The following is a 25,199-nucleotide window of genomic DNA, read 5'->3' on the forward strand; positions in this document are numbered from 1 at the left end:
GTCTTAGGTGGGGTCCTCGCCCCGGGAAAGCCGGTCCCAGCTGTCGATCTCGTCCACGGGGCCGGCCACCGCCGTGGCGCCGGCGGCCGTGGGTGCTGCCGCTCCGGCCGCGTCATATTTGGTGCGCGTCTTCCAGTAACGGGAGGCGGGCAGGATCAGCAGGGCTGACAGGGCGAGAAGGCAGCCCGCGACGACGGCGAGCAGCGGGAACGGGGTAACGTCCACGTGCGCCTGGCTGCCGGAGACGCCGGTGGCTGCCGCAATGGACCCTTGCGCCGCGGCGAGCGGATCGGCCAGGACGGTGGCCGCCGCCGTCACCACGCCTGCGGAGGCAAGGACGATGATGGCCGTGATCGCCCACCGGGCGATCCTGCCGGCGATGGCCGCTGCGAGCCCGCCTGCCAGGGCCACCAGGGCCAGGGCCGTCACCGTGGTGGCGGCCTTGCTGCCCTGCACCTGGATGGTGCTTTGGGCGGCTCCGGCCTGTCCCACCTGGTTGGGGTCCAGGGTGGCGGTCATCCAGGTCTGGGTGGTGGTGCCGAAGGCGGCCAGCGCCAGGAGGGTAATCAGCATGACCAGGGTGGACTTGCGCGCCCAGACCGGCACGGCCCGGGTCTTGCGGGCTTTGCCGGCCTTGGCCGCCGTATCCGCCTGTCCTGCCTTGGCCGCCTCTTCGGGGCGGCCTGCCGCCATGCCGGAGTCCGGCATCAGGAAACCGACCCGTCGGGAAGGGATTCCGCGGAAATGTTGTGCAGCGATCCGGCCGTGTGCACGGCGCGCAACGGAGCGGCGGCCTTGTTGACCGTTTCCAGGGCCTCGGTGGGGTTCACGGAGTCTGCCACGATGCCACCCCCTGCCTGGACGTAGGCGCGTCCTTCCCGGATCAGGGCGGACCTGATGGCGATAGCCATATCCATGTCGCCGGCGAAGTCGAGGTAGCCCACCACGCCGCCATAGATGCCGCGGCGGTGCGGTTCCAGCTCGTCCAGCAGCCGCAGGGCACGGGGCTTGGGTGCGCCGGAGAGGGTGCCGGCCGGGAAGGTGGCCTTCAGCACGTCATAGGCTTTGGCCTGCGGAGCCAAACGGCCCACCACGGTGGACACCAGGTGCATGATGTGGCTGAAGCGCTCCACCTCCATGAACTGGGTGACGTCCACCGTTCCCGCCACGCAGACCTTGGAGAGGTCGTTGCGGGAGAGGTCCACCAGCATCAGGTGTTCGGCACGTTCCTTTTGGTCGGCGAGCAGTTCCTCGGCCAGGGCCTTGTCCGCCTCGACCGTCTTGCCGCGCGGACGCGAGCCGGCGATGGGGTGGGTGATGACTTCCTCGCCGGTGACCGTGACCAAGGCTTCGGGCGAGGAGCCGACGATCGAGTACTCGCGGCCCTCGGCGTCGGCCAGGCTGAAGATGTACATGTACGGGCTGGGGTTGGTGTTGCGCAGGACCCTGTAGACGTCCAGCGCGGACGCCTTGCACTCCATCTCGAACCGGCGCGAAATCACCACCTGGAAGACCTCGCCGTCCACGATCGCTTCCTTGCCGCGGTCCAGCGCCGCAAGGTATTCAGCCTCGTCCCAGCGTTCCTGGACGCTGGAGGCAAAGTCCAGGGCCGCCGGCGTCAGGACGGAGACCGGCTGCACCACCGGGGTGCTGATTTTGGCCAGGAGTTCCTTGACCCGGCGCACGGCGTCGTGCCAGGCCTCGTCAACGCGTTCGGAGCTGTTGTCGAAGTTGATGGCGTTGGCGATGAGCAGGACCGTACCGTCCACGTTGTCATGCACGGCCATGTCGGTGACCAGGTTCAGGGCCATTTCCGGCAGCTGCAGGTCATCCTCGGGCGGGCTGACCAGCCGTTCCCAGTGCCGGACGGTTTCCCAGCCGAGGAAGCCCACCAGCCCGGAGGTAAAGGGCGGCAGCCCTTCGAAACGGTCGGTGCGCAGCGCCTCCACGGTGTCGCGGATGGCGTCCACCGGACTGCCGCTGACCGGCACGCCCGCGGGCGGCTGGCCCAGCCAGTGCGCCTGGCCGTCCTTGGTGGTCAGGGTGGCACGGGACTTGGCGCCGATGAAGGAGTACCGGGACCAGGCTCCGCCCACCGCTGCCGATTCCATCAGGAAGGTGCCGGGCTGACCCTGCGCCAGCTTCCGGTACAGCCCGATGGGGGTTTCGGCGTCGGCGAGGACCTTGAGCCGGACGGGAATGACGCGGCTGTGGCCGGCAAGTTCCCGGAATTCCTCGAGGCTCGGGCTGATGGTTCCAAGGTCCTGCATGGTTATGCTTGTCCGCCTGTTCTTCGAAAGGGCCGGCATTGCCGGGCGCCTTGGTGTGCTTGCTGGGGTGGCCGGGGTGTGGAGGAAACCCGGCCGGGCAGCGTGTCCGCCTAGCCTGCGTGGCCTGCCACCACGTCGAGGTCCCTGCCGTCGAAGCAGGTGCGGGTGCCCGTGTGGCAGGCCGCGCCCACCTGGTCCACGCGCACCAGCAGTGCGTCGCCGTCGCAGTCCATGGCCACGGATTTGACCCATTGCACATGCCCCGAGGTATCACCCTTGCGCCAGTACTCCTGCCGTGAGCGGGAGTAGAAGGTCACCCGGCCGGTGGTCATGGTGCGGTGCAGCGCCTCGTCGTCCATCCAGCCAAGCATGAGGACTTCGTTGGTGTCGTACTGCTGCACCACCGCGGCCACCAGGCCGGCGGCGTCGCGCTTGAGTGCCGCGGCTACCTCCATGGGCAGCGGGCTGGCCGGGACGGATTCCCCGGACGACGGCGGCACGGATGCCACAGACTGGGACACGGCGGATCCTGCGGTGGGGACGGGGGTTGGCTGCTCAGACATCGGGTCAAGTCTAGTGCCTTCGCGTGCCCGTCCTCCTGTTGTGAACAACGGCACGCCACCTGCCCCGGCGCTGCTGCCCAACTCCGCGCCTGTCGTGCTAGTTTTCCAAGTGATGCATTTCGTCGAACCGTCCCGAGAAGTCCTGGCCGAAACCCTGCTTGCGGCCGGCCCTGATGCGCCCACACTGTGCAAGGGCTGGCGTACCAGGGACCTTGCCGCGCACCTTTACCTGCGCGAGCGGAAGGCCGCCGTCGGGCTCGGTTTGATCATCAAGCGCCTGGCCAAGGCCTCGGACCAGGCAACCGCCAAGCTGGCAGCCAAGCTGACCACCAACGAGGACTACGCCCGGCTGGTCAACACCTTCCGCGCCGGTCCACCGGCGCTGTCGCCGATGAAGATCAAGGCACTGGACGAAAGTTCCAACCTGATCGAATACTTCGTGCACACCGAGGATGTCCGGCGGGCCGTGGACCGGTGGGCGCCCAGGGCACTTGATGAAGCGTACTCTGACGCACTGTGGGACGAACTGGTCAAGCGTGCCGCCATCCTCTACCGCGGCGTGGACCTGGGCATTGTCCTGGTCCGTCCGTCCGGTCCGCGGCATGTTGCCAAGCGCGCCCCCGTTTCGGTGGCGATCGTCGGCGAGCCGGGCGAACTGCTGATGCACGCCCACGGCCGGACACGCCACGCGCTGGTCACCTTCGAAGGCCAGCCCGACGCCGTCGCCCTCCTCCAGTCAGCCGAAGTAGGCCTCTGACCCAACTGGGTCGCAGTTGTTGTCGTTATGGGCGTTCATAACGACAACAAATGCGAGTCAGTCGGGTCAGCGGACTTCGAAGCCGGCTTCCCGGATCGCTTCCTTGACCTGGGACATCATGTTGTCCGGTCCCCAGTGGAAAATCGAAGCCGCCAGGACGGCGTCCGCGCCGGCTGCGACGGCCGGCGGGAAGTGTGCGGGCTCTCCGGCACCGCCGGACGCGATGATCGGGACCCTGACGGCAGCCCGGACCAGCTTGATGAGTTCGAGGTCGAACCCGTCCTTGGTGCCGTCGGCGTCGATGGAGTTCAGCAGGATCTCCCCCACCCCGCGGTCAGCCGCTTCCCTGGCCCACTCAATGGCGTCGATGCCGGTGCCGGTGCGGCCGCCGTGGGTGGTCACTTCGAATCCCGACGGCGTGGGCTGGGACCCCGGGCGGGTGCGGCGGGCGTCAACGGACAGGACGAGCACCTGGGAACCGAAGTGCCGGGTGATTTCGTCGATGACGTCGGGCCGGGCCACGGCCGCGGTGTTGATGGAGGCCTTGTCGGCGCCGTAGCGCAGGAGCTTGTCCACTTCCGCCACGCCGCGGACGCCGCCGCCCACCGTCAGCGGGATGAATACTTCTTCGGCCGTGCGGCGGACAACGTCGAACGTGGTCTCGCGGTTGCCCGAGGAAGCTGTGACGTCAAGGAAGGTCAGTTCGTCGGCGCCGGCGTTGTCGTAGCGGTGGGCGAGTTCCACGGGGTCGCCGGCATCGCGCAGGCCCTCGAAGTTGACGCCCTTGACGACGCGTCCGGCGTCGACGTCGAGGCAGGGAATGACGCGTACTGCTACTGCCATGGGGTACTCCTGGAGTCTGTGTTGGTTGCTGCGGGGCCGGCTCAGATGCGGCAGGCGTGGATGCTGCTGACCAGGATGGCGCGGGCGCCGAGGTCGTACAGTTCATCCATGATGCGGTTGGTTTCCTTCTTGGGAACCATGGACCGGACGGCCACCCAGTCGGAGTCGCGCAGCGGCGAGACCGTGGGCGATTCGAGGCCAGGCGTCAGGCCGGCCGCCTTCTCCACGAGTTCCTTGCGGATGTCGTAGTCCATCAGCACGTACTGGCGTGCCACCAGGACGCCCTGGAGCCGGCGGATGAGGACGTCGATTTCCTTGGCGGTGCCGTTGGCGGCGCCCCCGTTGCCGGTGCGGCGGATCAGGACGGCCTCGGATTTGAGGATGGGGTCGCCGAAGATTTCCATGCCGGCGGCCTTGAGGGTGTTGCCGGTTTCCACGACGTCGGCGATGGCGTCGGCGACGCCCAGGCGGACCGAGGATTCAACCGCGCCATCCAGCCGGACCACCTTGGCGTTGATGCCGCGTTCGGCCAGGTAGTTGCGCAGCAGTCCGTCGTAGCTGGTGGCCAGGCGCTTGCCCTCGAGTTCCTCCACCTTGCTGAAGTCGCCGACGGGTCCGGCAAAACGGAAGGTGGAGCCGGCGAAACCCAGCGGCAGCAGCTCTTCGGCTTCCACGCCGGCGTCCAGGAGCAGGTCGCGTCCGGTGATGCCGACGTCGAGTGTTCCCTGGCCGACATAGACCGCAATATCGCGGGGGCGGAGGAAGAAGAACTCGATCTCGTTGTCAGGGTCCACCATGACCAGTTCGCGTGTGTCGCGGCGCTGGCGGTATCCGGCTTCGGAGAGCATGGCGGAGGCGGCTTCGGACAGGGAGCCCTTGTTGGGGACGGCTACTCGCAGCATGGGAAATTCTTTCTGGGGTGGAAGGTCTGGGTTTTCAGGCAGTGCAGGCCACGGCGGGCCCGGCGGCAGTGCGCCGGACCGGTGGCTACAGATGCTTGTAGACGTCTTCCAGGGTCAGGCCTTTGGCGAGCATCAGAACCTGCAGGTGGTACAGCAGCTGGGAGATTTCCTCGGCCGCGGCTTCATCGGATTCATATTCGGCAGCCATCCACACTTCGGCTGCTTCCTCAACGACTTTTTTGCCGATGCCGTGAACACCGGACTCCAATTCAGCGACGGTGCGGGAGCCTTCCGGGCGGGTGGCTGCCTTCTCGCTGAGCTCAGCGAACAGCGTCTCGAAATTCTTCACGCCCTCCAGCCTACTTGGTGCAGCCGCAGCGGCGCTTCCCGGGCCGTTGCATGACGGGCGCGATGTGAGCGAATACACACACCGCGCCCGTGCAACAACCTGACGCCGGGTCCGGTGCTGCGCCTAGCTCCGGTACTGCTTGAGGACGACGGCGGTAGCCAGCGCAGCTGTCACGGCCTCATGGCCCTTGTCTTCCTTGGAGCCGGGCAGGCCTGCCCGGTCCAGCCCCTGCTGTTCGTTGTCGCAGGTGAGCACGCCGAAGCCCACCGGCACGCCCGTGGACACGCTGACGTCGGTGAGGCCCGACGTCGCGGCCTGGCAGACGTAGTCAAAGTGCGGGGTTCCGCCGCGGATTACGACGCCGAGGGCAACAACGGCGTCAAAGTGCGGTGCCAGCCGCGCTGCGGCAACCGGGAGCTCGAAGCTGCCGGGAACCCGCAGCACCGTGGGCTCCGCGATGCCGGCGTCCTTGGCGGCCCGGAGTGCGCCGTCCAGGAGCCCGTCCATGATCTGTGTGTGCCAGCTTGCTGCGATGATGGCCAGTTTCAGCTGCGACGTCTCGGCCGGGTTGAGGGTGCTGAGGTCGATGTCGGGGGCGCCGTGTCCACTCATGGGTTCTTGTTCCGTTCAGTCTTGTTCGTGGTCGAAGGGGGTTTCAGGGGCGGGCACGGGCACGGGAGCCACCCCGGTGTCCAGCAGCAGCCGGTGTTCCATGCGGTCCTTCTTGGTGCGCAGGTAGCGGATGTTCTGTTCGCGGGACGGCACCTCCGTAGGCACCATTTCCACGACCTTCACGCCCGCCTTGGCCAGCCTGTTCTGCTTGTCCGGGTTGTTGCTCAGCAGCCGCACCTCATGCAGGCCCATTTCGGCCAGGATCTGGGCTGCGGCCTTGTAGCACCGGGCGTCAACGGGGAGGCCCAGCTGCTCGTTCGCCTCAACGGTGTCGAAGCCGGCCTCCTGCAGGGCGTAGGCCTTGATCTTGTTGGCCAGGCCAATGCCGCGGCCTTCCTGGCCGCGCAGGTAGAGCAGCGTGCCGCCGTTGTCCCGGATCAGTTCCAGCGCGAAGGCAAGTTGTTCGCCGCAGTCGCAGCGGTAGGAACCGAAGACGTCGCCGGTGAGGCACTCGGAGTGCAGCCGCACCAGTGGTGCTTTACCGTCAGTGGGAGCGTTGGGGGAACTGACGGCGAGGTGTTCCACACCCGTCACCAGGTCCGTCCATGCCTGTGCCACGAACTCGCCGAAGGCCGTGGGCAACTGTACAACCGGCCCTCCGCTGACGGGATGGGGCGCTGCGCCGGACACCGTGTGGTGTTTCCGGTGGCCGTTCTGGTGGCTGTCGTCGCTGGCTGCCGCTGCCGTCATCGCTTCTCCTTCTCTTCGCCCGGCGTTACCCGGACATCCTCACGCTGGGTTCCCCCGGCCCCGGCTTCAAGATACGCCACCAGGTCCTCGATGGAGATCAGGGGGCATCCATGTTCAGCTGCGAACGAACGGAGCCCGTCCAGGCGCATCATTTCACCGTCGTCATACACCACTTCCGCGATCACCCCGACAGGCTCCAGGCCTGCAAGGCGGCACAGATCCACCGCGGCCTCGGTGTGGCCCTGGCGTTCCCGCACTCCACCGTCAACCGCGCGGAGCGGGAAAATATGCCCCGGGCGGGTCACGGATGCAGGACCGGCGTGCGGGTCGGCCAGAATCCGGGCGGTCAGGGCCCGGTCCGTGGCGGAGATTCCGGTGCTGACGCCGGTGGCGGCGTCACAGGACACCGTGTAGGCCGTGCCTTTGGCGTCCTCGTTGACCGCCGTCATGGGAGGCAGTGCCAGCGCATCCGCGCGGTCTCCGGTCAGCGGCACGCAAATGACGCCGGAGCTGTACCGGATGGTCCAGCCCATCAGGGCGGGCGTGGCGTGCTGGGCGGCGAAGATGATGTCGCCTTCGTTTTCGCGGTCCTCGTTGTCGACGACGAGCACGGGCCGGCCGGCGGCCATGGCCCGGACTGCGTCCTCAATGGAGTCCAGTCCCACGGCAGGCGCGGACGTCCGTCCGTCGGTCACAGTGACAGCCTCCGCGGATGCGGCGGGTTCCAGGCGTACGGCGGCGTTCACCATGCACCTCCTGCAACCGCGGCGCCACCGGTACCGGTTGCTGCATCCGCGTCGCGGAAGGCCAGCAGCCGCTCGGTGTACTTTGCCAGCACGTCGACCTCCAGGTTCACCCGGCTGCCGGTGGTTTTGGTCCCCAGGCCCGTTTCTGCCAGCGTGGTGGGGATCAGGCCTACCTCGAACCAGGGTTCCTGCTCCGAAGCCGGGCTGACGGCCGTCACGGTGAGGGAGACGCCGTCGATGGCGATGGAGCCTTTCTCGGCAATGTAGCGGGCCAGGTTGGCGGGGACGCCAAAACGCAGCCGCTCCCAGTTGCCCTGGGGTTCGCGTTCCAGCAGGACCCCCACGCCGTCCACGTGGCCCTGGACCACGTGTCCGTCCAGCCGGCCGCCCGCGGGAACACAGCGCTCCAGGTTGACCGAATCGCCGGCTGCGAGTTCGCCGATGGTGCTCCGGACCAGGGTCTCCCCCATGACGTCCACGCTGAACTCCTTGCCGTCGATGGCGGTTGCCGTGAGGCAGACCCCGTTCACGGCAATGGAGCCGCCAAGTGCCAGGCCTTCGGTGGAGCCGGGGGCGTGCAGCCGCACGGTGGCGCTGGTGTTACCGTCACGCTCGACGGACAGCACCTGCCCCTGCTCGGCAATAATTCCGGTGAACATCAGTAGCCTCCCTGGGCTTCTTCCGCGCTGCCGCGGGTTGGTGGGTGGTCGAGTGCAACTTTCCGTTGCGGTCTGAGGTGAAGCCTGAGGTCCCGGCCGAGCTTCCGGACGGCGCCGCCGTCGGCCTCGTCCCATTCCCATTGCTGGGCGTCCGGGAGGCTGGTGATGCCCAGCCCGTTCAGGGCGGGGGTGCCGGATCCCAGCAGGGTGGGGGCAAGGTAGACGATGAGTTCGTCTACCAGGCCGGCAGAGAGGAAGGAGCTGAGGATCCGTGAGCCGCCTTCCACCATCACATGCCGGATCCCGGCTTTGTACAGCAGGGTCAACGCTTCGCGGGGGTTCCGGGTGGGGAGGTGGACAGCCAGGCCGTCATCGCCGTGGATCGCGGCGTCGTCCGGAATTCCGCGCAGTCCCATGACGGCCCGTACCGGCTGTTTGGGTGCGGGGTCTCCGGAGGGTTCCCGGGCGGTCAGGCGGGGGTTGTCCACCAGCACGGTCTGGGTGCCCACCAGGATGGCGTCGATGCGGCCGCGGATTCCGTGGTTGTCTGCCAGCGACTCAGGGCTGGAGATCCATTGGCTGGTGCCGTCTTCGGCTGCTATCCGGGCGTCCAGGGTCTGGGCGATGTGGAGGGTGACGAACGGGCGCTTGGCGGCGACTGCCTCAAACCACTGGCGGTTCAGGTCCAGGGACTCGTCGGCGCCGAGGCCACTGCGGACCCGGACGCCGGCCGCCCGCAGTGTTGCTGCGCCACCGGCCGCCGGGTCATGGGGGTCGTCGACGGCGTACACCACGTCCGTGATGCCGGCGTCGATGATCGCCTGCGTGCACGGCCCGGTGCGGCCCACGTGGTCGCAGGGCTCCAGCGTGACCACCATGGTGCAGCCGGACAGATCAAGGCCGACGGCGGCGGCCTGGGCGATTGCGTCCGCTTCGGCATGCGCGGTGCCGGCGCCGCGGTGGTAGCCGGTGACAAGTTGGCGCCCGTCAGGACCGACGACGACGGCGCCCACCAGGGGATTCGCTCCGCGCGGACCCTGCAGGGCTGCCTGCAGGGCGTGCTCCATGGCGCGGGTTTCGTCGGCGCTGAAGGCGGTGACCACCCCGGCCGCGGGCTTCAGTTCCACCGGGCCCGTCATGCGGCGGCCGGGACGGATGGGGTGCCTGCCTTGGAGGCGGCAGTATTTTCGGCGGTTAAGAGCCATCGCTGGGGGTTCATGCGTGTCGTTCCTTCCCTGTCGAACCGCGATGGCTCCGGGGATACGACAGCAGAACGTTGCGGACCCAACGGGCCCACTGATACAGCTGTACGTGCTTCTCTCATCCAGACTTTAACTGTCGGTACCGGAATTCCACCGGTTCAACCGTCCGCCGGAATCCTCCTGGGAGGAAGCCGGCTCGCGGGTCGCGGACTGTCACCGCCGGTTCGGACTTACACCGACCCCGGAGCACGTATGTGTGTTGTTATTGTGCCACAACCGGCAGGGGCACCCGGTTATTCCGTCGCCCCGCGTAATGTCCGGCTGCCCTTGTGGCGCAGCAGGTCGATGGCTGCGGCGGGGTCATCGGCGCCGTAGACGGCAGAGCCCGCCACAAAGACGTTGGCGCCGGCCTCGGCGGCGCGGGTGATGGTTTCCTCGGTGATCCCGCCGTCCACCTGGATGGCTACTCCCAGCCCGGAGCCTTCCACGGCTTCGCGGGCCCGGCGGATTTTGGGGAGCGTGACGTCCAGGAACGCCTGGCCGCCAAAGCCCGGTTCCACTGTCATGATGAGCAGCATGTCCAGTTCCGGCAGCATGTCGAGGTACGGCTCCACGGGGGTGGCCGGGCGAAGCGCCATGCCCGCTTTGGCCCCCCTGCTGCGCAGTTCCCGCGCCAGCTTGATGGGCGCAATGGATGCCTCGGCGTGGAACGTGACCGATGCCAGGCCTGCGTCGGCGAACCCGGGCGCCCAGCGGTCCGCGTCGGCAATCATCAGGTGGGCGTCGAGTGGAACCGGGCTGACGGCCTGGATCCGCTGCACCACCGGCAGCCCGATGGTCAGGTTGGGGACGAAGTGGTTGTCCATGACGTCCACGTGCACGGCGTCGGCGTTGCTGATCCGCCGCAGTTCGGCCTCAAGGTTGACGAAGTCGGCGGAGAGGATGCTCGGGTTGATGCAGCATTGCGTCACAGGGTTGCCTTTCGGATGAACGTGCGTTGGTCGCAGGGAAGTTCCAGCCCGCTGCAGGGAGCGGGCGGGGCTGGTAGCCGCAGGTCGGGAAGCCGGGAATTCTTCCTGATCAGGTTTCTTTGCCTGTCAGGGTTTCTTCTCCTGTCAGGATTTTTTCTGTATCAGGGCCAGGAACATGGCATCGGTGTGGTGGATGTGGGGCCAGAGCTGCGCGGTCAGTTCATGGCCGGCGCCAAGGCTTCCAGTGAGGCTGACTGCGTCAAGTGCGGCGCCGGCATCGAGGAGTTCCAGGTCGCCGCGCTTCCGGAGCACGTCGGCCACAACAGCTGTGGTCTCTGCCGGGTGCGGTGAACACGTCACGTAGGCCACCACTCCCCCGGGCCGAACCGCGGCCAGGGCAGAGTTCAGCAGCTCGCGCTGCAGTGGGCCCAGGTCTGCAATGTCCTTGGGCGAGCGACGCCACCGGGACTCGGGCCTGCGCCGAAGTGCCCCCAGGCCGGTGCAGGGAACGTCCACCAGGACACGGGAGTATTGCCCCGGCTGTTCGGCGCCTACATCCCGGCCGTCGCCGGTCCGGACCTGCCAGCTGTCCTGCGGTACGGCGGACAGTGCCTGGCTGACAAGCTTTGCGCGGTGCGGGGCGGGCTCGTTCGCAAGAAGCGTGGCCCCCCGCTGGTGCGCAAGGGCACCAAGGAGTGCCGCCTTTCCACCCGGGCCTGCGCAGAGGTCGAGCCACGCTTCACCGGCACCATCGGCCGCCTGGCCGATACTCACCGAGGCCAGGGCCCTGGCCACCAGCTGGGAACCGACATCCTGCACCCGGAGGGTACCGGCGCGTACGGATGCCAACCGCCCCAGGTCACCGCCGCTGGAGAGCGCGGAGCCTTCCACCAGTTCCCCGGGGGTGGCACCGTTTTCCAGCGCTTCGTCGAGGCTGCCCAGCCCCGGCAGGGCCACAAGGTTGACCACAGGGGCGGCGTTGTCCGCTTCGAGCAGGTCGTTGATCTCGGCTGCGGGCCGGCCATGGGCCACGAGCGACTGGCGCATTGCCCGGACAATCCATTCGGGGTGGGCGTACCTGAGCGAGGCAATCTTCGTCTCGTCGGTTTCGCCCTCCACCAGCAGGTCCAGCCATTCCTCAAGGGGGTGGGCAGTGACCTTGCGGAGGACGGCATTGATCAGCGCGGAGGGTCCCGCCCCGATGAGGGCACGGGCAAGTCCAACCGTCTGGTCCAGTGCGGCGTGCGCGGGGACCCGCATGGCCAGCAGCTGGTGGGCGCCGATACGGAGGGCGTCGAGGACGGCGGGGTCAAGCTGGGCCAGGGGCCGGTCCACGCACCGCGCCAGGATGGCGTCGTAGGTGCCTTGGCCGCGCAGGGCTCCGTAGCTTAGTTCCGTGGCGAATCCGGCGTCGCGTTTGTCCAGCCGGTGGTGCCGGATCCGCGCGGGCAGCACGAGGTTGGCGTAGGCGTCCTCCTCAGCCACGGCACGCAGCACTTCGAAGGCCACCAGGCGGGCTGGATCGGCGCGCCTGGTCCGCTGCGACGGCGCCTGCCCGGTGAAGTTCCGCTGCGGCCCGCGGTTGCGTTCCCGCCCTTTGGCATCCCTTCTGCTGGCATCCCGGGGTCCGCCCTTGCCGCGGCCGCCTCCTCCGGCGCTTCCCCCTCCGCCGGTGTTTGGTCCGCCCGTGTTCCGTCCACCTGTATTACCGCCGGACACGCTCATTCGAACACCACACCCTCCAGTGAAGCCATGCCGCGTGCCCAGTCGGCTGCAGCCATCATCTTTTTCCCAGCGGGCTGGACCCGGGTGAGTTCCACGGCGTGTGAACCTGTTCCCACCAACACGGCTTTCCCCTGCAATGCCACTGAGCCAGGGGCAAGTCCTGAAATATCCGGCCGGAGCCGGACAGGTTCGAGCTTGACCCGCTGCCCGTCCAGCAGGGTCCAGGCGCCGGGCTCAGGGGTGACTCCGCGGGCCTGCCTGTTGATGGCAAGGGCCGGGTGGGACCAGTTAAGGTGTCCGTCCTCCAGAGTCAGCTTGGGTGCCAGGGAGACCTCTCCGGCCTGCGGCTGCGGCGACGCTTTTCCGGCCTCGATGGCGGACAGTGTCTGCGCCAGCAGGACGGCACCGCTGTGGGACAGCCGCTCAAGCAGGTCTCCTGCCGTGTCCTGGGGCCTGACCGCCTCGGTGAGGGTGCCAAAAACAGGACCGGTGTCGAGTCCCTCTTCAAGCTGGAAGGTCACGGCACCTGTGACATCGTCTCCGGCAATGACGGACCGCTGGACCGGTGCCGCGCCTCGCCAGGCCGGCAGCAGGGAGAAATGCAGATTGACCCAGCCGTGCGCCGGTATGCCCAGGGCCGCAGGGGGGACCAGTCCGCCATAAGCAACGATGGCCGCGACGTCCGGCTGCGCTGCGGCGATGGCGGCGACGGCGTCGGCGTCGACCCGGGCGGCACGGATGACATCAATGCCCAGTTCCCCGGCCCGTTGTGCCACCGGCGACGGCGTCAGTACGCGTTTGCGGCCTACCGGGGCATCGGGACGGGTCAGGACCGCGACCACGTTGAAGCCGGCATTGACGAGGGCGTCCAGGGATGGCACGGCGACGGCGGGCGTCCCCGCGAAGAGGACCCTCACCCTGCTCCGCCAAAGCTGGAGCCGGGGGTGCTGGTTTGGCCAAAGCCGGCACCGCCGAAACTCGATCCCACGTTCTTGGCGCGCTTGGCTGTGGTCCGCCCGGCGACGGCGTCGTAATTGGCGTTGCGGATGGACCGCAAGGCAGCCTTCCGGTCTTCGCCTTCGAGGCGGTCGGTGTAGAGGATGCCGTCCAGGTGGTCATTTTCGTGCTGGAAGCAGCGTGCCAGCATGCCCTCCCCGTCGATGGACACCGGGTGTCCATGCATGTCCACGCCGGTGACCCGGGTGGCGCGGAAGCGGCGGACAGGGAAACCGAGGCCCGGAATGGAAAGGCAGCCTTCCACCTGGTCCGGCTGGTAGTCCCCGCTGTTCTCCAGGACCGGATTGATGATGTGCCCTTCCACACCGTCGATGCGGTAGGTGAAGACGCGCTTGCTGACGCCGACCTGCGGGGCGGCAAGCCCTGCACCGTCCACGTCCTCCATGGTTTCGGTCATGTCGGCCACCAGTTTGGCAAGCTCGGGTCCGAATTCCGTCACGGGATCGGCAACTGTGCGCAGCACAGGATCACCGATGATGCGGATATTCAGAATAGCCATGCGCTTTTTGTCCTCACGGTTGGCGGCAAAGGGAACCTATCCAGTTTAGGTGCAGTCTCTCCGGGTCCATCCGGCGCTTAGGCGGTACGGGCCTGTGCCAGCGGCGGGGGTGCGATGGGCAGCAGCGCGGTGCCTGCACTGATGGTGTCCGCCGACAGTTCCCAGACCCGGCGCAAGGCGCAGAATTTCCACCAGTGGTGCTTGAGGACTTCGGGGTTGGCACGGACGGGCCGGACCTCCGTCTCCCCGATGGCGACGGCCAGCAGGACCGGGTTTTCGCCGTACTTCCAGGGCTCCCAGGTTCCCGCCTCCGCATCCACCAGGCTTTCCTCCGCCTTCATGCCGGCCACCAGCTGCATCACTACTTTGTCGTCCAGCGGTTTGACCAGGCCGTCGCGCGTTGTGCCCTTGGTCTTGTAGTCGATCAGGCAAATGCGTCCGTTGATCCGGGCCACAAGGTCAAGGGTGCCGGCGTAGCCCACGGTGTTGTTCCAGACCGTGATCTCGGGGGCGATGGGCTCCACCTGGAAGAGCTCCCACCACTCGTCGAAGCGGACCGCGAACGCTTCCTCCCCGTTGGCGGCCAACGCCTCACGGGCCTCCTTCATGGCGTGGGGACGTCCCAGCGCGCGCAACGCCACCTGCTCGCAGTAATTGTGGACGCGGTCCCCGCGCCGGGCGGCATCATCACGATAGGTTTCCGCAGCCTTGGCCGCACGGTTGATGGCCTGCTTGATTTTGGCCGGGCTGCCCAGGCAGTCCGACAGCAGCGGATCATTGGCCAGGCTGCTGGCACCCATGTAACCGAACCAGCCATCAAGGCCATGCGGCTGCTGGCTGATAACCGTGGTGATGGAAGGTACGGAAAACTGCTCAGACGTTGACCGTGCGTACATCCGGCCGTATTCGGTGGCGTGGGCGAGAAGCGGATCAGTCATACAAAAGACTCTTTCACAGGGGGCCGACAAAAGCTCCGGGAGGCAGGCGCTGCACATGAAAAAGGCCCGTCTCCGCTGCTGATGAGCGGAAACGGGCCTCTGCGGTGGGCGATACTGGGTTCGAACCAGTGACCTCTTCGGTGTGAACGAAGCGCGCTACCACTGCGCCAATCGCCCCGATGCATTTGAATGCTAGCCCACCTCTGCCCTATTTCAAAAATCGAACAACACACCCCGCTGACCGGTACCGCGCCGCCGCCTCTGCCTGGCCGGGAATCCTCGAAAGCAGACCGGCGGGACACAGCCTGCCGCCCCCGGGCGCCCCTGCCGCCGTCGGAAATTACACACCTGTAACTCGCAAAATCCGCGTGATTACAGCGATCTGGAGGCACACAATGGGCGCAGGGCCGGAGCGATTTGGAGAATCCCGGAACCTCCGATATTGTTTTTACTCGTTGGAACGCGAGGAAATGCCGGAAACGGCAGGGAATCAACCCTCCAAAATGCGGACGTAGCTCAGCTGGTAGAGCACCACCTTGCCAAGGTGGATGTCGCGAGTTCGAATCTCGTCGTCCGCTCGCAGGACACTGTCACAGCAAAGGTTCTTCGGAATTGACGCTAACACGGTGGGTTGGCCGAGAGGCGAGGCAGCGGCCTGCAAAGCCGTATACACGGGTTCGAATCCCGTACCCACCTCGGTGAAAACCATGGTTTCCGGATCCTTCGGATGCAATGGGCGATTGGCGCAGCGGTAGCGCGCTTCCCTGACACGGAAGAGGTCACTGGTTCGATCCCAGTATCGCCCACTGGCAAGGCAACTTGCCCGCAGTACCACCGGTTTACCGGTCCATCCTGCACACGCGGACGTAGCTCAGCTGGTAGAGCACCACCTTGCCAAGGTGGATGTCGCGAGTTCGAATCTCGTCGTCCGCTCTCTTACATCCCACAGCCGGTCTTCCGGTTCGGGGCGATTGGCGCAGCGGTAGCGCGCTTCCCTGACACGGAAGAGGTCACTGGTTCGATCCCAGTATCGCCCACCATGTAAAGCAGCTCTGCGGAGCTGCTTTTTTCGTATTCCCAATCCGCTGCAGGCGAATTCCCTTGGCACACCTTTCACGCCCGGATAGGATCGAAGGCGCGAGGAGCGACCTGGCTCCGCGACAGAAGGGAGGTGCTCGTGGGTTTGATTGACGATCTAAAGGGCAAGGCTCAGGGTCTCATCCGCGGCAACGAGCAGGCCATCAAGGACGGCATCAGCAAGGCCGGCGATTTCGTCGACACGAAGACCGGCGGCAAGTACGCAGGCCACGTCGACAAGATCCAGGATGGCGCTTCCAAGCTCATTGACAAGAACGGAACCCCGGGCCAGGCACCTGCCCCCGGACAGGTTCCCCCGGCAGCTCCTGAAAATCCGGTTCCGCCGGTGGACAGGGCTCCGTAAAGGATTTGGCCGGGGCCTTGCCCCAGCACGTCAACGGGGCGCGGGTCCCGCCGCGAGGCGGCGCCCGCGCCTTTGGCGTTTAAAGATGCCCTCGGCTGCCCGGCCAGTCTGCCTTTGGCAGCCCCGATTGCCGGTTCCCAAACCCGCGCCGGTAACCTGCCGGGTATGCCCAACTCCCCCGCACCCTCCAGGACAACCAAGGCCGGACTGCCGCGGTTCGACTCCCGGCCCGTTGTCGCCGGGATCGTTACCGCCCTGGTGGGCTTTACCTCGTCCTTTGCCGTAGTCCTCGCCGGCCTCAAGGCGGTGGGCGCCGATTCCACCCAGGCCGCGTCCGGCCTGCTGGCGCTGACCCTCGCCGTCGGGCTGGGCGTCCTGGTCCTCGCCTGGCGCTCCCGGGTTCCGGTGACACTGGCCTGGTCGACGCCGGGTGCGGCGCTGCTGGCTGCAGCGGGAATGCCCGACGGCGGGTGGCCGGCCGCCGTCGGCGCCTTCCTGGCGACAGGCCTGCTGTTGGCGCTGACCGGCATGGTGCCGGCGCTTGGCAGGTTGATGGCGCGGATTCCGTCCCCGCTGGCGCAGGCGATGCTGGCGGGGGTCCTGCTCCAGCTTTGCGTGGCCCCCTTCAAAGCCCTGGGCACGGTTCCCGGTTTTGTGGCGCCGGTGATCCTGTGCTGGCTGGTGATGATGAAGTTCGCTCCGCGGTGGGCGGTGCCCGCGGCTTTGCTCATGGCCCTGGGCGTGATCGGAATTTCCCTGGCGTCCGCCGGGACGCCGGTGGATGCGGGAGGCCTTATGCCCGCACTCGCCTGGACCACGCCGGCGTTCAGCCTGCAGGCCCTGGTGGGCATCGCCGTCCCCTTGTTCGTGGTGACCATGGCGTCGCAGAACGTTCCCGGGGTGGCTGTCCTGCGGTCATTCGGATATGACACTCCGTGGCGGCCGGCGATGCTGGTCACGGGAGCGGGGACTGTTGCGGGGGCTCCCTTCGGCGGCCACGCCATCAATCTTGCAGCGCTCAGCGCGGCGCTGGCCGCGGGCGGGGAAGCAGGCGGGGACCGGAGCAGGCGGTGGGTTGCCGGCTTCACCTCCGGGCTGGCCTACCTGGTGCTTGCCGCTTTTTCCGCTGCCTTGGTGGCGGTGGTGAACCTGGCGCCGGCCGGGATGCTCGAAGCAGTGGCCGGGTTGGCCCTGCTGGGAACCCTTGCGTCGGCGATTTCGGCTGCCCTGGCGGACACGGAAGACCGCATCGCCCCGGCCGTCACGTTCCTGATGGCGGCCTCAGGCCTGGCATTTGCCGGAATCGGTTCCGCGTTCTGGGCGCTCATTGCCGGGCTGGCGGTGCGGTGGGTGCTGCAGCCACGGCGCAGCGGGACCGCCTCTTAGGACGGTTCGTGGTTCTGCCCTTCACGCGCCAGGGCGGTCAGGCGGGACACGGCGCGGAAGTATTTCTTCATGTACCCGCCGGTCATCATTTCCTCGGTGAACAGCTGGTCGAAGGGGACGCCGCTGGCCAGGATGGGAACGTCCTTGTCGTAGAGCCGGTCCGCCAAGACCACGAACCGCAGCGCCACAGCCTGCTCCTTGATGGTTTCCACGTTGCGCCACACCACGCCGTCAATGCCGTCAATCAGTTGGCGGTAGCGGCTGGGGTGGACACCGGCCAGGTGGTGGATGAGGGTGGAGAATTCGTCCTGGGCAACCGTCTTGCCGTCGAACTCCGCCTTCATGTGGGCGTTAAGTTCGCTGTTTCTCAGCGGGGCCGGTGCGGCGGGGAGGCCGCGGTGGCGGAAGTCCTCGCCGTCGATGCGGATGACCTCGAACTGGTCCGCCAGGACCTGGATTTCGCGCTGGAAGTCTACTGCGGCAAAGCGGCCGTCACCCAGGGAACCCGGCAAAGTGTTGGACGTGGCGGCGAGCTTGACGCCGGCGTCGGCCAGTTCCCGCATGAGCCGGGACATCAGGACGGTGTCGCCGGGATCGTCGAGTTCGAATTCGTCGATGCAGACCAGCTTGTAGCTGCTCAGGGCGTCAACGGTCTTGCGGAAGGACAGGGCGCCCACGAGGTTGGTGTACTCCACGAACGTGCCGAAAGCCTTGGGGCCCGGCGAGGCATGCCACAGCGAAGCGAGCAGGTGGGTCTTGCCCACGCCAAACCCGCCGTCAAGGTAGATGCCGGCACGGGAATCGTCCTTTTTGCCGAACAGCTTCTTGAACAGCCCGCCTCCGTTGCCCGACCCCACGCCGTCGGCAAACCCTTCCAGTTCGCGCACGGCGGCGGCCTGGCTGGGCTGCTTGGGGTCCGGGCGGTAGCTCGCAAAGGAGACCTCCCCGAACCGCGGCGATGGGTAGAAGCCCTTGAGGAGTTCGTCCACCGAAACTGCCGGAGTGCGGGCGGCAAGCTGTTCGATCTGTACCAAGGTGGTCCGTTCTGCTGGTGGTTGGTCCCCAGAAAGGATACCGGCAATGCGGACCGGACCCGGGCTGGTTGCCTCCCTCCCGACCGAGGGCGTGACGAAGGCAACATTTCGTCCTATTAACGGAATACGGACAACGTCATGGGCGCTGGCTAGGGTGGGAACAGGTTCCAATGCATGTTCCACGGTTTCCCGTGCTCTTACTGAAAGGCCAAGCCATGCCCTACCCGGTTGAACAGAATGAGAAGTTCGCAGCCTACGCCCACCCGGAGCGGCTCGTTTCCACGGAGTGGCTCGAGGCTGCCATCAAGGACGGCGCGGTGGCCAATGGTGGGCTGGTGGTGGTGGAGTCCGACGAGGACGTGCTGCTGTACGAGACCGGCCATATCCCCGGTGCCGTCAAGATCGACTGGCACACCGACCTGAACGACGAAGTGTCCCGCGACTACATTGACGGCGCGGCCTTCGCTGAGCTGGCGGCGTCCAAGGGCATCTCCCGGGACAGCACCGTGGTCATCTATGGCGACAAGTCCAACTGGTGGGCCGCATACGCGCTCTGGGTCTTCACGCTCTTTGGCCACCAGGATGTCCGGCTGCTTGACGGCGGCCGGGACAAATGGATCGCCGAAGGCCGCGAGCTGACCAAGGACCGGCCTGCCCCCGCCCGGGGCAGCTACCCGGTAGTTGAGCGCGACGACGCCCCGATCCGCGCCTTCAAGGACGACGTCCTGGCTCACCTGGGCAAGCCCCTCATCGACGTCCGCTCCCCCGAGGAATACACCGGCCAGCGCACCCACATGCCTGCCTACCCGGAGGAGGGCGCCCTCCGCGGCGGCCACATCCCCACTGCGGCATCCATTCCCTGGGCCCGTGCCGCCGCAGCTGACGGCACCTTCCGCAGCAGGGAGGAACTGGAGGCCATCTACCTGGGCGAAGCCGGGCTGTCCGAGGGTGACGACGTCGTGGCGTACTGCCGCATCGGCGAGCGGTCCAGCCACACCTGGTTCGCCCTGAAGTACCTCCTGGGCTTTGATTCCGTCCGCAACTACGACGGATCGTGGACCGAGTGGGGTAACGCCGTGCGGGTGCCGATCGTCAAGGGCGCCGAGCGTGGTTCCGTTCCCGTCGCCGTCGGAGCCTGACGCAGGACCACCCGCGTAGACTTGGAACGATGACTACTCAAGCTTTGCCTTCCGCCCTGGCGGCGATCGTGGACGACTTCCAGGCCCTGTCCGAACCCGAGAGGCTGCAGCTGCTGCTGGAGTTCTCCGAAGGACTGCCGGAGCTCCCCGACCGGCTCAAGGACCACCCCGAACTCCTGGAGCAGGTGGTGGAGTGCCAGTCGCCGCTGTTCCTCACCATCGAGACAGAGAAGAACGACGCCGGTCCCGCCGGCGCCGTGCGGCTGTACTTCAAGGCCCCGGCTGAGGCTCCCACCACCCGGGGTTTTGCCGGCGTCCTGCACGAGGGACTGGACGGCCTGTCCGCGGAGGAGATCCTGTCCGTGCCGGACGACATGCCGGAGCTGCTGGGGCTCACCCGGGCCATCACCCCGCTGCGCATGAGGGGCATGACCGCCATGCTGGGAAGGATCAAGCGCAAGGTGGCCGCCGCCGCCAAGGTCGCCTGACCCCGCCTCCATGGCACGCAGGAACGGCTCCCAGGGAACCCCGGCCACAGCGGCTTTGACCGCGGCCGGGGTTCCCTTTGTGCTCCGCCCCTACACCCACGATCCGGCGGCCGCGAGCTATGGCACCGAGGCCGCCGAGGCCCTCGGCATTGATCCGTCCCGCGTCTTCAAGACGTTGATGGTGGACGTGGAGGGCCGGCTGGCCGTGGGCATCGTACCTGTCAGCGGAACCCTCGACCTGAAGGCAATGGCTGCCGCGCTCGGAGCCAAGAAGGCTGCCATGGCTGATCCCGCAGCGGCCCAGCGGCGCACAGGCTATGTGCTGGGCGGCATCTCCCCGATCGGCCAGCGCCAGCCCTCCCCCACGGTCCTGGACTCCTCCGCGTTGCGGCTGGAGACGATGCTGGTGTCTGGGGGGCGCCGCGGCCTGGACATCGAGCTAGCTCCGGCCGACCTCATCCGGCTGACGGAAGCTGTTGCGGCGCCCATCGGTTCGCCGGCTGCGGGCAACTCCCGTCCATAGCAGTGCAGGGGCTGGGAGCCCCTGGCTACTCGATGACGTACCGCTGCATCATGTCGTTGTCCTCGTGCTCCAGGATGTGGCAGTGCCAGACGTATTCACCCGTGAAGGATGAGCCGATGGCCAATGGGGCTCCCCCTGCCGCGGCCGCACCGAAGGGGACGCGGATCCGCGTCACTTCGCCAGGCATCGCCACCACGGTGTCCTTCCATCCCTGTTCATTGGCCGGCGCGGCCTTGGGACGGCCGATCAGGAAGGGCTTGACCGGTACAGCGCACCCCCTTCCGGGCGTGACGAGTCCGGTTTTGGGGTCTACGTAGTCCGTGGCCTCAAGGTAGGAGTCGGCATCGAACTTTTGCCGGTTGAGCACCTGGAACTGGGTGAAGTGAAGGTGGATCGGGTGGGCGTCCACGGTGGTGTTGATGAGTTCCCACTGTTCCAGTGTGTCTTGCTTCACCACCGTAATGTCGGGGCTGTCGAACATCCTGTTGTTCAGCAGCGCCATGATGGGAACGTCATCGGCGTTCGCCACTTCCACCAATGCCATGGACCTGGTGGCCACGGTGGGCAGTTCCACGAGCCGGGTGAGAGGCTCGGACCGCAGCTGGGCCGGCAGCGGCACCGTATAGCCGGGCTCGGAGAGGACAGTGAACTGCATGATTTGTGGGAGCGGGATGGCGCCGCGCTGGACAGATTCCGGCCCGTTCGGGAAGGGCACCCGGGCACTGTTGGCCAGGACCACCTTCGAACCTGCCTTCAGCCCGGCGAAGTCCACCACAATGTCTGCCCGCTCACCGGGTCCCATGACCAGCCTGTTGAGCCTGACCGGGGCGTCCAGCAGGCCGCCGTCGGACCCTATCTGGTGGAAAGTGACTGCGGTGCCGTCCGCGATGAACTTGAAGTCGTAGAACCGCGCGTTGGAGCCGTTGAACATCCGGAAGCGGTACTTGCCGCGGGCCACGTCCAGGTTGGGCCGGCATTTTCCGTTGACCGTGGCAACATCGCCGAAGAACTCAGGGGCCCAGGGCCGGGCTGCGCCGTCTGCGTCCACTAGTTCAGGGTTGGGCGGGTAGGCAAACGAGCCGTCCGGGTTGAACATGCGGTCCTGGATGACCAGCGGCAATTCATATGGCGGCGGTGGAAGATGTGTCCCGTCGCCGGTGTCGATGCCCGTACTGCGGGTGTCCCGGAGCAGGTAGCCACCGGCCAGCCCGGCGTAGACATTCAGGCGGGTGAGGCCCAGCGCGTGGTCGTGGTACCAGAGGCCGGCCGCATCCTGGTTGTTGCCATAGTGGTAGGTGTACGAGGCGCCGGGCCGGAAAGTCTGTCCAGGGCCGCCGTCGGACGTTGGTGCAGTGTTGCCGCCGTGGAGGTGGACAGCCGTCCTGGGAGATCGGGCGTCGTTGCTGCCAGGCGGGACCAGTTCCGGGTCGATGGCGAAGGCAAGGGGATGCCGCCCAATATCGTTGTGGACTGTGAGGCTCAGGGGTGTACCCTTCCGGGCGATGATGACCGGCCCCAGGTAACTCCTGGTTGATGCAGCGTCCTGGTACGTCAGCGTGTCGGTCAGGCCCATTTCGGCCTGGAAGCGGTGGCGGGAGTTGCGGGCCCACAACTCAAGGTTGCCGCCGGACCGCATGTCGATAACCCCCAGGTCGGCGAGCGCGGGAAGCTGCTCCGTAAAGGTGCCGGGCGGGGAAACAGGGGCCGCCAGTCCCGGGCTGGCCCCGGATCCATAAGCCTGGGTCAGAACACCTGCACCGGCCACAGCGCCGGCCTGCAGCAGTTGTCGTCTTGTAATGCGCATTTTGGGGCCCCATTTCTTCGCAGCGGTATCCCCCCTTGGGCAGCAGGATAAACCTGTGCTTTAGTCCGTCATAGGGTCACGGGTCCCCTCTGTAAGGGGGTGGGCCACCCCGGTATGCCCTCCAGTCCGCCCCGCGGCCCGGCCGGTGAAATGGTCCATGGTTTGGTTGACCCCCAGCACATCCATGACCCGGTCGAAGACGCCAACCGGAAGGACCCGCAGGGCCGGCAGCAGGTTCACGATGGGCGGCAGGACCAGCTTTCGGCGCCCGGCTTCGATGGCATCCAGGACCTTGGTTGCCACCTGCTCTTCCTGGAGGATGGGAAGAAGCAGGGGCCAGCGCGTCCGGACGCCGTCGAACATCCCCGTGTCGATGTAATAAGGGCACACCGCCAGCGTATTGACACCAATTTTTCCAGCGCGGAGCTCGGCACGGAGTGATTCGTTGAAACCGAAGGCGGCAAACTTGCTGGCGGAATAGTCTGTCTGGCGGGCGACGCCCACCAGGGCTGCAGCACTGGCAATGGTGACCACGGTTCCCCGCCGGCGGTCTACCATTCCGCCCAGGAAGCCGCGGGTGACCCAGTACAGGGCCATGACGTTGACCTTCATGGTCCTTTCGATGGCTTCTTCCGTGGCGTCGAGGAGTGCCAGGCCGCTGACCACTCCGGCGTTGTTGACCAGGATATCCACGGGTCCGGCAACAGCCGCCGCGGCCTTCACGCCCCCACGGTCCGTGACGTCCACGGCATGGGCTTCGGCCAAACCGCCGGCAGCCCGGATCTCGTCGCGCACCGCCGTGCCGCGTTGGACGTCCACATCCCAGATCACCACCCGGCTTCCGCGCCGGGCTGCTCCAAGCGCCAGGCGGCGGCCCAGCCCGCTGCCGCCTCCCGTGATCAGCACAGTTGCGCCGGAAAGCCTGGTTCCCTGGGGCATATCAGTCCTCCTGCGATGTTGGCGGCGCGTGTCCCGGCGCCACGGGCAGTGTCCTTTGACGGCTTCGGGGTACGCGGCCCATCACCCTGATGGCCCCTTTCATGATCCGTGCGTAGGTCCGGTTGGACATGCCGGGAAGGGGTGCAACACGGAGCAGCCGCTGCACGGCGATGGTCTGCGGCTCGGTGTACTTGAGGATGCCTTCCCGGCCGTGGCGGCGGCCTGCGCCGGACTCCTTCATGCCCCCGATCGGTGCATCATGGGATGCCCAGGTGGCTGCGTAGCCTTCATTGACATTGACCGTTCCCGTCAGAAGCCTGCGGGCCACTGCCTCGCCCCGCCGGGCCGACCAGACGCTGGCATTCAGTCCGAAGTCGGAATCGTTGGCCAGGGCAACGGCTTCGTCGTCGTCCGTTGTGCGGTAGACGGCCACCACCGGCCCAAAGGTCTCTTCCCTGGCAAGGAGCATCTCCTGCGTGACTCCCGTCAGGACCGTTGGCTCGTAGAACAGCGGCCCCAGATCCGGCCGGTGCCGTCCGCCGGTGACCAGTTGGGCGCCTTTGGCGAGCGCATCCTGGACGTGGCGGTCAACCCGTTCCAGCTGCGCCGGGCTGATGAGGGATCCCATGCCAATGTCCCAGTCCGGTCCGGGAGCCATGCGGATGCCTTTCACCGCGGCCGCGAAGGCGGCCAGGAAGCTGTCATGGACGTCAGTGTGCACGTAGATCCGTTCGATGCTGACGCACAGCTGTCCGGAGTTGGAAAAACAGGCGTGTACCGCGCCGGCGGCGGCTTTGCCCACATCCGCATCGGCCAGGACCAGCATGGGGTTCTTGCCGCCGAGTTCGGCCGAGAAGCCGATCAGCCGCTCACTGCACTGCCGCGCCACGGTCTTGCCGGTCTGCGAGGATCCGGTGAACATCAGAAAGTCGACCCGCGCGATCAAGGCAGGGCCAATTGCAGTGCCGGGCCCTGTGACCACTTGGAACAGGCCTGCGGGAAGCCCCGCCTGCCGGAGCAGTTTGAGCATCAGCAGGGCGGTGAAGGGCGTCTGCGAATCCGGCTTCAGGACGATGCCGTTCCCGGCCAGCAGGGCCGGGACGGCGTCCGAGACCGCAAGGGTCAGCGGGTAGTTCCAGGGGCTGATGACCCCCACCACTCCCTTCGGAAGACGGTGTTCGGTGGTGCGGGTCAGGACCGGGGCGGCGCCCTTCCGGCGGCGCGGCCCAAGGTGCCGTTCTGCGGTGCGCGCGTAGTAGTCCGCCGTCAGGACCACGTCCGCAAGTTCCTCAAAGGCGCTCAGCCGGGACTTGCCGCTCTCTGCCTGCACCAGGTCCAGGATGTCCTGCTCCCGGTCCAGCACCAGCCGGCGGAAGCGCCGGATCACCCGGCAACGGTCTTCGACGGAAACGCCTGCCCAGTACCGCTGCGCCACGCGGGCAGTTCCGACGGCGGCATCAACGTCGGGTGCGCTGCACAGGGGCACTTCGCCCACAAGCGTGCCGTCAAAGGGTGCGTGCGAAGCCTGCGTCGGGGCGCCCGGTGCTGCCGCAACCAGCCTTGACAGTCCCGCGGCGAGATCCCGGCCCCGCGCGCTCAAGGCCGCCGTCCCGGGCTGTTGTTCGTGGAGTTGGTCCGCCAT

The 25,199-nt window shown here is 67.0% G+C and carries 26 protein-coding genes, 6 tRNA genes and 1 riboswitch; of the genes, 11 read left to right on the forward strand and 21 right to left on the reverse strand.

Annotated elements, in window-relative coordinates; all coding sequences use genetic code 11:
• Positions 1 to 3: 3 nt before the first annotated feature.
• From ACV095_RS12175 to hisI, 3 genes are all read right to left on the reverse strand, one after another.
• Positions 4 to 708 carry a Trp biosynthesis-associated membrane protein gene (locus tag ACV095_RS12175; protein ID WP_478221986.1) on the reverse strand — a complete coding sequence of 235 codons (705 nt, stop codon included), beginning with the start codon at positions 706 to 708 and terminating at the stop codon, positions 4 to 6.
• Positions 708 to 2,270 (reverse strand): anthranilate synthase component I, encoded by a 1,563-nt coding sequence (locus ACV095_RS12180; protein ID WP_018770782.1) that lies wholly within the window; start codon positions 2,268 to 2,270, stop codon positions 708 to 710. The genes ACV095_RS12175 and ACV095_RS12180 overlap by 1 nt, the downstream gene beginning before the upstream one ends.
• A 110-nt stretch (positions 2,271 to 2,380) precedes the next feature.
• Positions 2,381 to 2,833, reverse strand: coding sequence for a phosphoribosyl-AMP cyclohydrolase (hisI, locus tag ACV095_RS12185; protein ID WP_478221987.1), 453 nt, complete (start codon positions 2,831 to 2,833; stop codon positions 2,381 to 2,383).
• A 112-nt stretch (positions 2,834 to 2,945) separates the two neighbouring features.
• Between hisI and ACV095_RS12190 the strand changes: the two genes are divergently transcribed.
• Positions 2,946 to 3,590, forward strand: coding sequence for a TIGR03085 family metal-binding protein (locus ACV095_RS12190; protein ID WP_018770779.1), 645 nt, complete (start codon positions 2,946 to 2,948; stop codon positions 3,588 to 3,590).
• Positions 3,591 to 3,656: 66 nt separating this feature from the next.
• Here ACV095_RS12190 and hisF read toward each other — a convergent pair whose 3' ends face one another.
• The 14 genes from hisF to ACV095_RS12260 all read right to left on the reverse strand — a co-directional run bounded on the left by hisF (position 3,657) and on the right by ACV095_RS12260 (position 14,980).
• The gene (gene hisF / locus ACV095_RS12195) at positions 3,657 to 4,433 is read right to left on the reverse strand and encodes an imidazole glycerol phosphate synthase subunit HisF (protein WP_018770778.1); all 777 of its coding nucleotides are present in this window, start codon (positions 4,431 to 4,433) and stop codon (positions 3,657 to 3,659) included.
• Between the two features lie 41 nt (positions 4,434 to 4,474).
• Complete coding sequence (gene hisG / locus ACV095_RS12200) at positions 4,475 to 5,335, reverse strand: ATP phosphoribosyltransferase (protein ID WP_018770777.1); 861 nt, start codon at positions 5,333 to 5,335, stop codon at positions 4,475 to 4,477.
• An 85-nt stretch (positions 5,336 to 5,420) separates the two neighbouring features.
• Complete coding sequence (locus ACV095_RS12205; RefSeq protein WP_009358176.1) at positions 5,421 to 5,684, reverse strand: phosphoribosyl-ATP diphosphatase; 264 nt, start codon at positions 5,682 to 5,684, stop codon at positions 5,421 to 5,423.
• 123 nt (positions 5,685 to 5,807) lie between these two features.
• On the reverse strand, positions 5,808 to 6,296 hold the full coding sequence (gene ribH / locus ACV095_RS12210) for a 6,7-dimethyl-8-ribityllumazine synthase (RefSeq protein WP_018770776.1): 489 nt from the start codon (positions 6,294 to 6,296) through the stop codon (positions 5,808 to 5,810).
• Positions 6,297 to 6,311: 15 nt separating this feature from the next.
• Complete coding sequence (ribA, locus tag ACV095_RS12215; RefSeq protein ID WP_018770775.1) at positions 6,312 to 7,046, reverse strand: GTP cyclohydrolase II; 735 nt, start codon at positions 7,044 to 7,046, stop codon at positions 6,312 to 6,314.
• A complete protein-coding gene (ribB, locus tag ACV095_RS12220; RefSeq protein ID WP_082581848.1) occupies positions 7,043 to 7,792 on the reverse strand; it encodes a 3,4-dihydroxy-2-butanone-4-phosphate synthase in 750 nt (249 codons plus the stop codon). Before ribB ends, ribA begins: the two co-directional genes overlap by 4 nt.
• A complete protein-coding gene (locus ACV095_RS12225; protein WP_478221988.1) occupies positions 7,789 to 8,451 on the reverse strand; it encodes a riboflavin synthase in 663 nt (220 codons plus the stop codon). The genes ribB and ACV095_RS12225 overlap by 4 nt, the downstream gene beginning before the upstream one ends.
• Complete coding sequence (gene ribD / locus ACV095_RS12230; protein ID WP_478223451.1) at positions 8,451 to 9,590, reverse strand: bifunctional diaminohydroxyphosphoribosylaminopyrimidine deaminase/5-amino-6-(5-phosphoribosylamino)uracil reductase RibD; 1,140 nt, start codon at positions 9,588 to 9,590, stop codon at positions 8,451 to 8,453. Before ribD ends, ACV095_RS12225 begins: the two co-directional genes overlap by 1 nt.
• Before the next feature lie 168 nt (positions 9,591 to 9,758).
• Positions 9,759 to 9,907, reverse strand: a riboswitch (FMN riboswitch).
• 39 nt (positions 9,908 to 9,946) lie between these two features.
• Positions 9,947 to 10,624 carry a ribulose-phosphate 3-epimerase gene (gene rpe, locus ACV095_RS12235; protein ID WP_018770771.1) on the reverse strand — a complete coding sequence of 226 codons (678 nt, stop codon included), beginning with the start codon at positions 10,622 to 10,624 and terminating at the stop codon, positions 9,947 to 9,949.
• Between the two features lie 144 nt (positions 10,625 to 10,768).
• Positions 10,769 to 12,349, reverse strand: coding sequence for an RsmB/NOP family class I SAM-dependent RNA methyltransferase (locus tag ACV095_RS12240; RefSeq protein WP_478221989.1), 1,581 nt, complete (start codon positions 12,347 to 12,349; stop codon positions 10,769 to 10,771).
• Positions 12,346 to 13,266 (reverse strand): methionyl-tRNA formyltransferase, encoded by a 921-nt coding sequence (fmt, locus tag ACV095_RS12245; protein WP_478221990.1) that lies wholly within the window; start codon positions 13,264 to 13,266, stop codon positions 12,346 to 12,348. The genes ACV095_RS12240 and fmt overlap by 4 nt, the downstream gene beginning before the upstream one ends.
• On the reverse strand, positions 13,263 to 13,865 hold the full coding sequence (gene def / locus ACV095_RS12250) for a peptide deformylase (RefSeq protein WP_018770768.1): 603 nt from the start codon (positions 13,863 to 13,865) through the stop codon (positions 13,263 to 13,265). Before def ends, fmt begins: the two co-directional genes overlap by 4 nt.
• 77 nt (positions 13,866 to 13,942) lie before the next feature.
• Positions 13,943 to 14,803, reverse strand: coding sequence for a PD-(D/E)XK nuclease family protein (locus tag ACV095_RS12255; protein ID WP_018770767.1), 861 nt, complete (start codon positions 14,801 to 14,803; stop codon positions 13,943 to 13,945).
• Between the two features lie 105 nt (positions 14,804 to 14,908).
• A tRNA-Val gene (locus ACV095_RS12260) sits at positions 14,909 to 14,980 on the reverse strand.
• 328 nt (positions 14,981 to 15,308) lie between these two features.
• Between ACV095_RS12260 and ACV095_RS12265 the strand changes: the two genes are divergently transcribed.
• The 7 genes from ACV095_RS12265 (at position 15,309) to ACV095_RS12295 (ending at position 17,630) form a co-directional block, all read left to right on the forward strand.
• Positions 15,309 to 15,381, forward strand: a tRNA-Gly gene (locus ACV095_RS12265).
• Between the two features lie 47 nt (positions 15,382 to 15,428).
• Positions 15,429 to 15,499 (forward strand) — tRNA-Cys (locus ACV095_RS12270).
• Between the two features lie 38 nt (positions 15,500 to 15,537).
• Positions 15,538 to 15,609 (forward strand) — tRNA-Val (locus tag ACV095_RS12275).
• Positions 15,610 to 15,663: 54 nt separating this feature from the next.
• A tRNA-Gly gene (locus ACV095_RS12280) sits at positions 15,664 to 15,736 on the forward strand.
• A 32-nt stretch (positions 15,737 to 15,768) separates the two neighbouring features.
• Positions 15,769 to 15,843: transfer RNA gene (locus ACV095_RS12285), tRNA-Val, on the forward strand.
• A 137-nt stretch (positions 15,844 to 15,980) separates the two neighbouring features.
• Entirely contained in the window at positions 15,981 to 16,244 is a 264-nt protein-coding gene (locus ACV095_RS12290; protein WP_026265999.1) for an antitoxin, read from the forward strand.
• A gap of 165 nt (positions 16,245 to 16,409) precedes the next feature.
• Complete coding sequence (locus ACV095_RS12295) at positions 16,410 to 17,630, forward strand: benzoate/H(+) symporter BenE family transporter (RefSeq protein ID WP_478221991.1); 1,221 nt, start codon at positions 16,410 to 16,412, stop codon at positions 17,628 to 17,630.
• Here ACV095_RS12295 and zapE read toward each other — a convergent pair.
• Complete coding sequence (gene zapE / locus ACV095_RS12300; RefSeq protein ID WP_018770764.1) at positions 17,627 to 18,664, reverse strand: cell division protein ZapE; 1,038 nt, start codon at positions 18,662 to 18,664, stop codon at positions 17,627 to 17,629. The genes ACV095_RS12295 and zapE overlap by 4 nt on opposite strands.
• Before the next feature lie 215 nt (positions 18,665 to 18,879).
• On the opposite strand from zapE, the gene ACV095_RS12305 reads away from it, so the two are divergent.
• Genes ACV095_RS12305 through ybaK form a run of 3 tightly spaced genes read left to right on the forward strand, consistent with a single transcriptional unit; the run spans position 18,880 to position 20,814 of the window.
• Positions 18,880 to 19,803 (forward strand): sulfurtransferase, encoded by a 924-nt coding sequence (locus ACV095_RS12305; RefSeq protein WP_478221992.1) that lies wholly within the window; start codon positions 18,880 to 18,882, stop codon positions 19,801 to 19,803.
• Positions 19,804 to 19,832: 29 nt separating this feature from the next.
• A complete protein-coding gene (locus ACV095_RS12310; protein WP_056393656.1) occupies positions 19,833 to 20,291 on the forward strand; it encodes a SufE family protein in 459 nt (152 codons plus the stop codon).
• 10 nt (positions 20,292 to 20,301) lie between these two features.
• Positions 20,302 to 20,814 carry a Cys-tRNA(Pro) deacylase gene (gene ybaK, locus ACV095_RS12315; protein WP_134164352.1) on the forward strand — a complete coding sequence of 171 codons (513 nt, stop codon included), beginning with the start codon at positions 20,302 to 20,304 and terminating at the stop codon, positions 20,812 to 20,814.
• 25 nt (positions 20,815 to 20,839) lie between these two features.
• Here ybaK and ACV095_RS12320 read toward each other — a convergent pair whose 3' ends face one another.
• Genes ACV095_RS12320 through ACV095_RS12330 form a run of 3 tightly spaced genes read right to left on the reverse strand, consistent with a single transcriptional unit; the run spans position 20,840 to position 25,199 of the window.
• Entirely contained in the window at positions 20,840 to 22,618 is a 1,779-nt protein-coding gene (locus ACV095_RS12320) for a multicopper oxidase family protein (protein ID WP_478221993.1), read from the reverse strand.
• A 60-nt stretch (positions 22,619 to 22,678) separates the two neighbouring features.
• Positions 22,679 to 23,557 carry an SDR family oxidoreductase gene (locus ACV095_RS12325; RefSeq protein WP_018770759.1) on the reverse strand — a complete coding sequence of 293 codons (879 nt, stop codon included), beginning with the start codon at positions 23,555 to 23,557 and terminating at the stop codon, positions 22,679 to 22,681.
• Position 23,558: 1 nt separating this feature from the next.
• On the reverse strand, positions 23,559 to 25,199 hold the full coding sequence (locus tag ACV095_RS12330) for a succinic semialdehyde dehydrogenase (protein ID WP_134164354.1): 1,641 nt from the start codon (positions 25,197 to 25,199) through the stop codon (positions 23,559 to 23,561).

Source organism: Arthrobacter sp. JDC6, assembly GCF_056484025.1.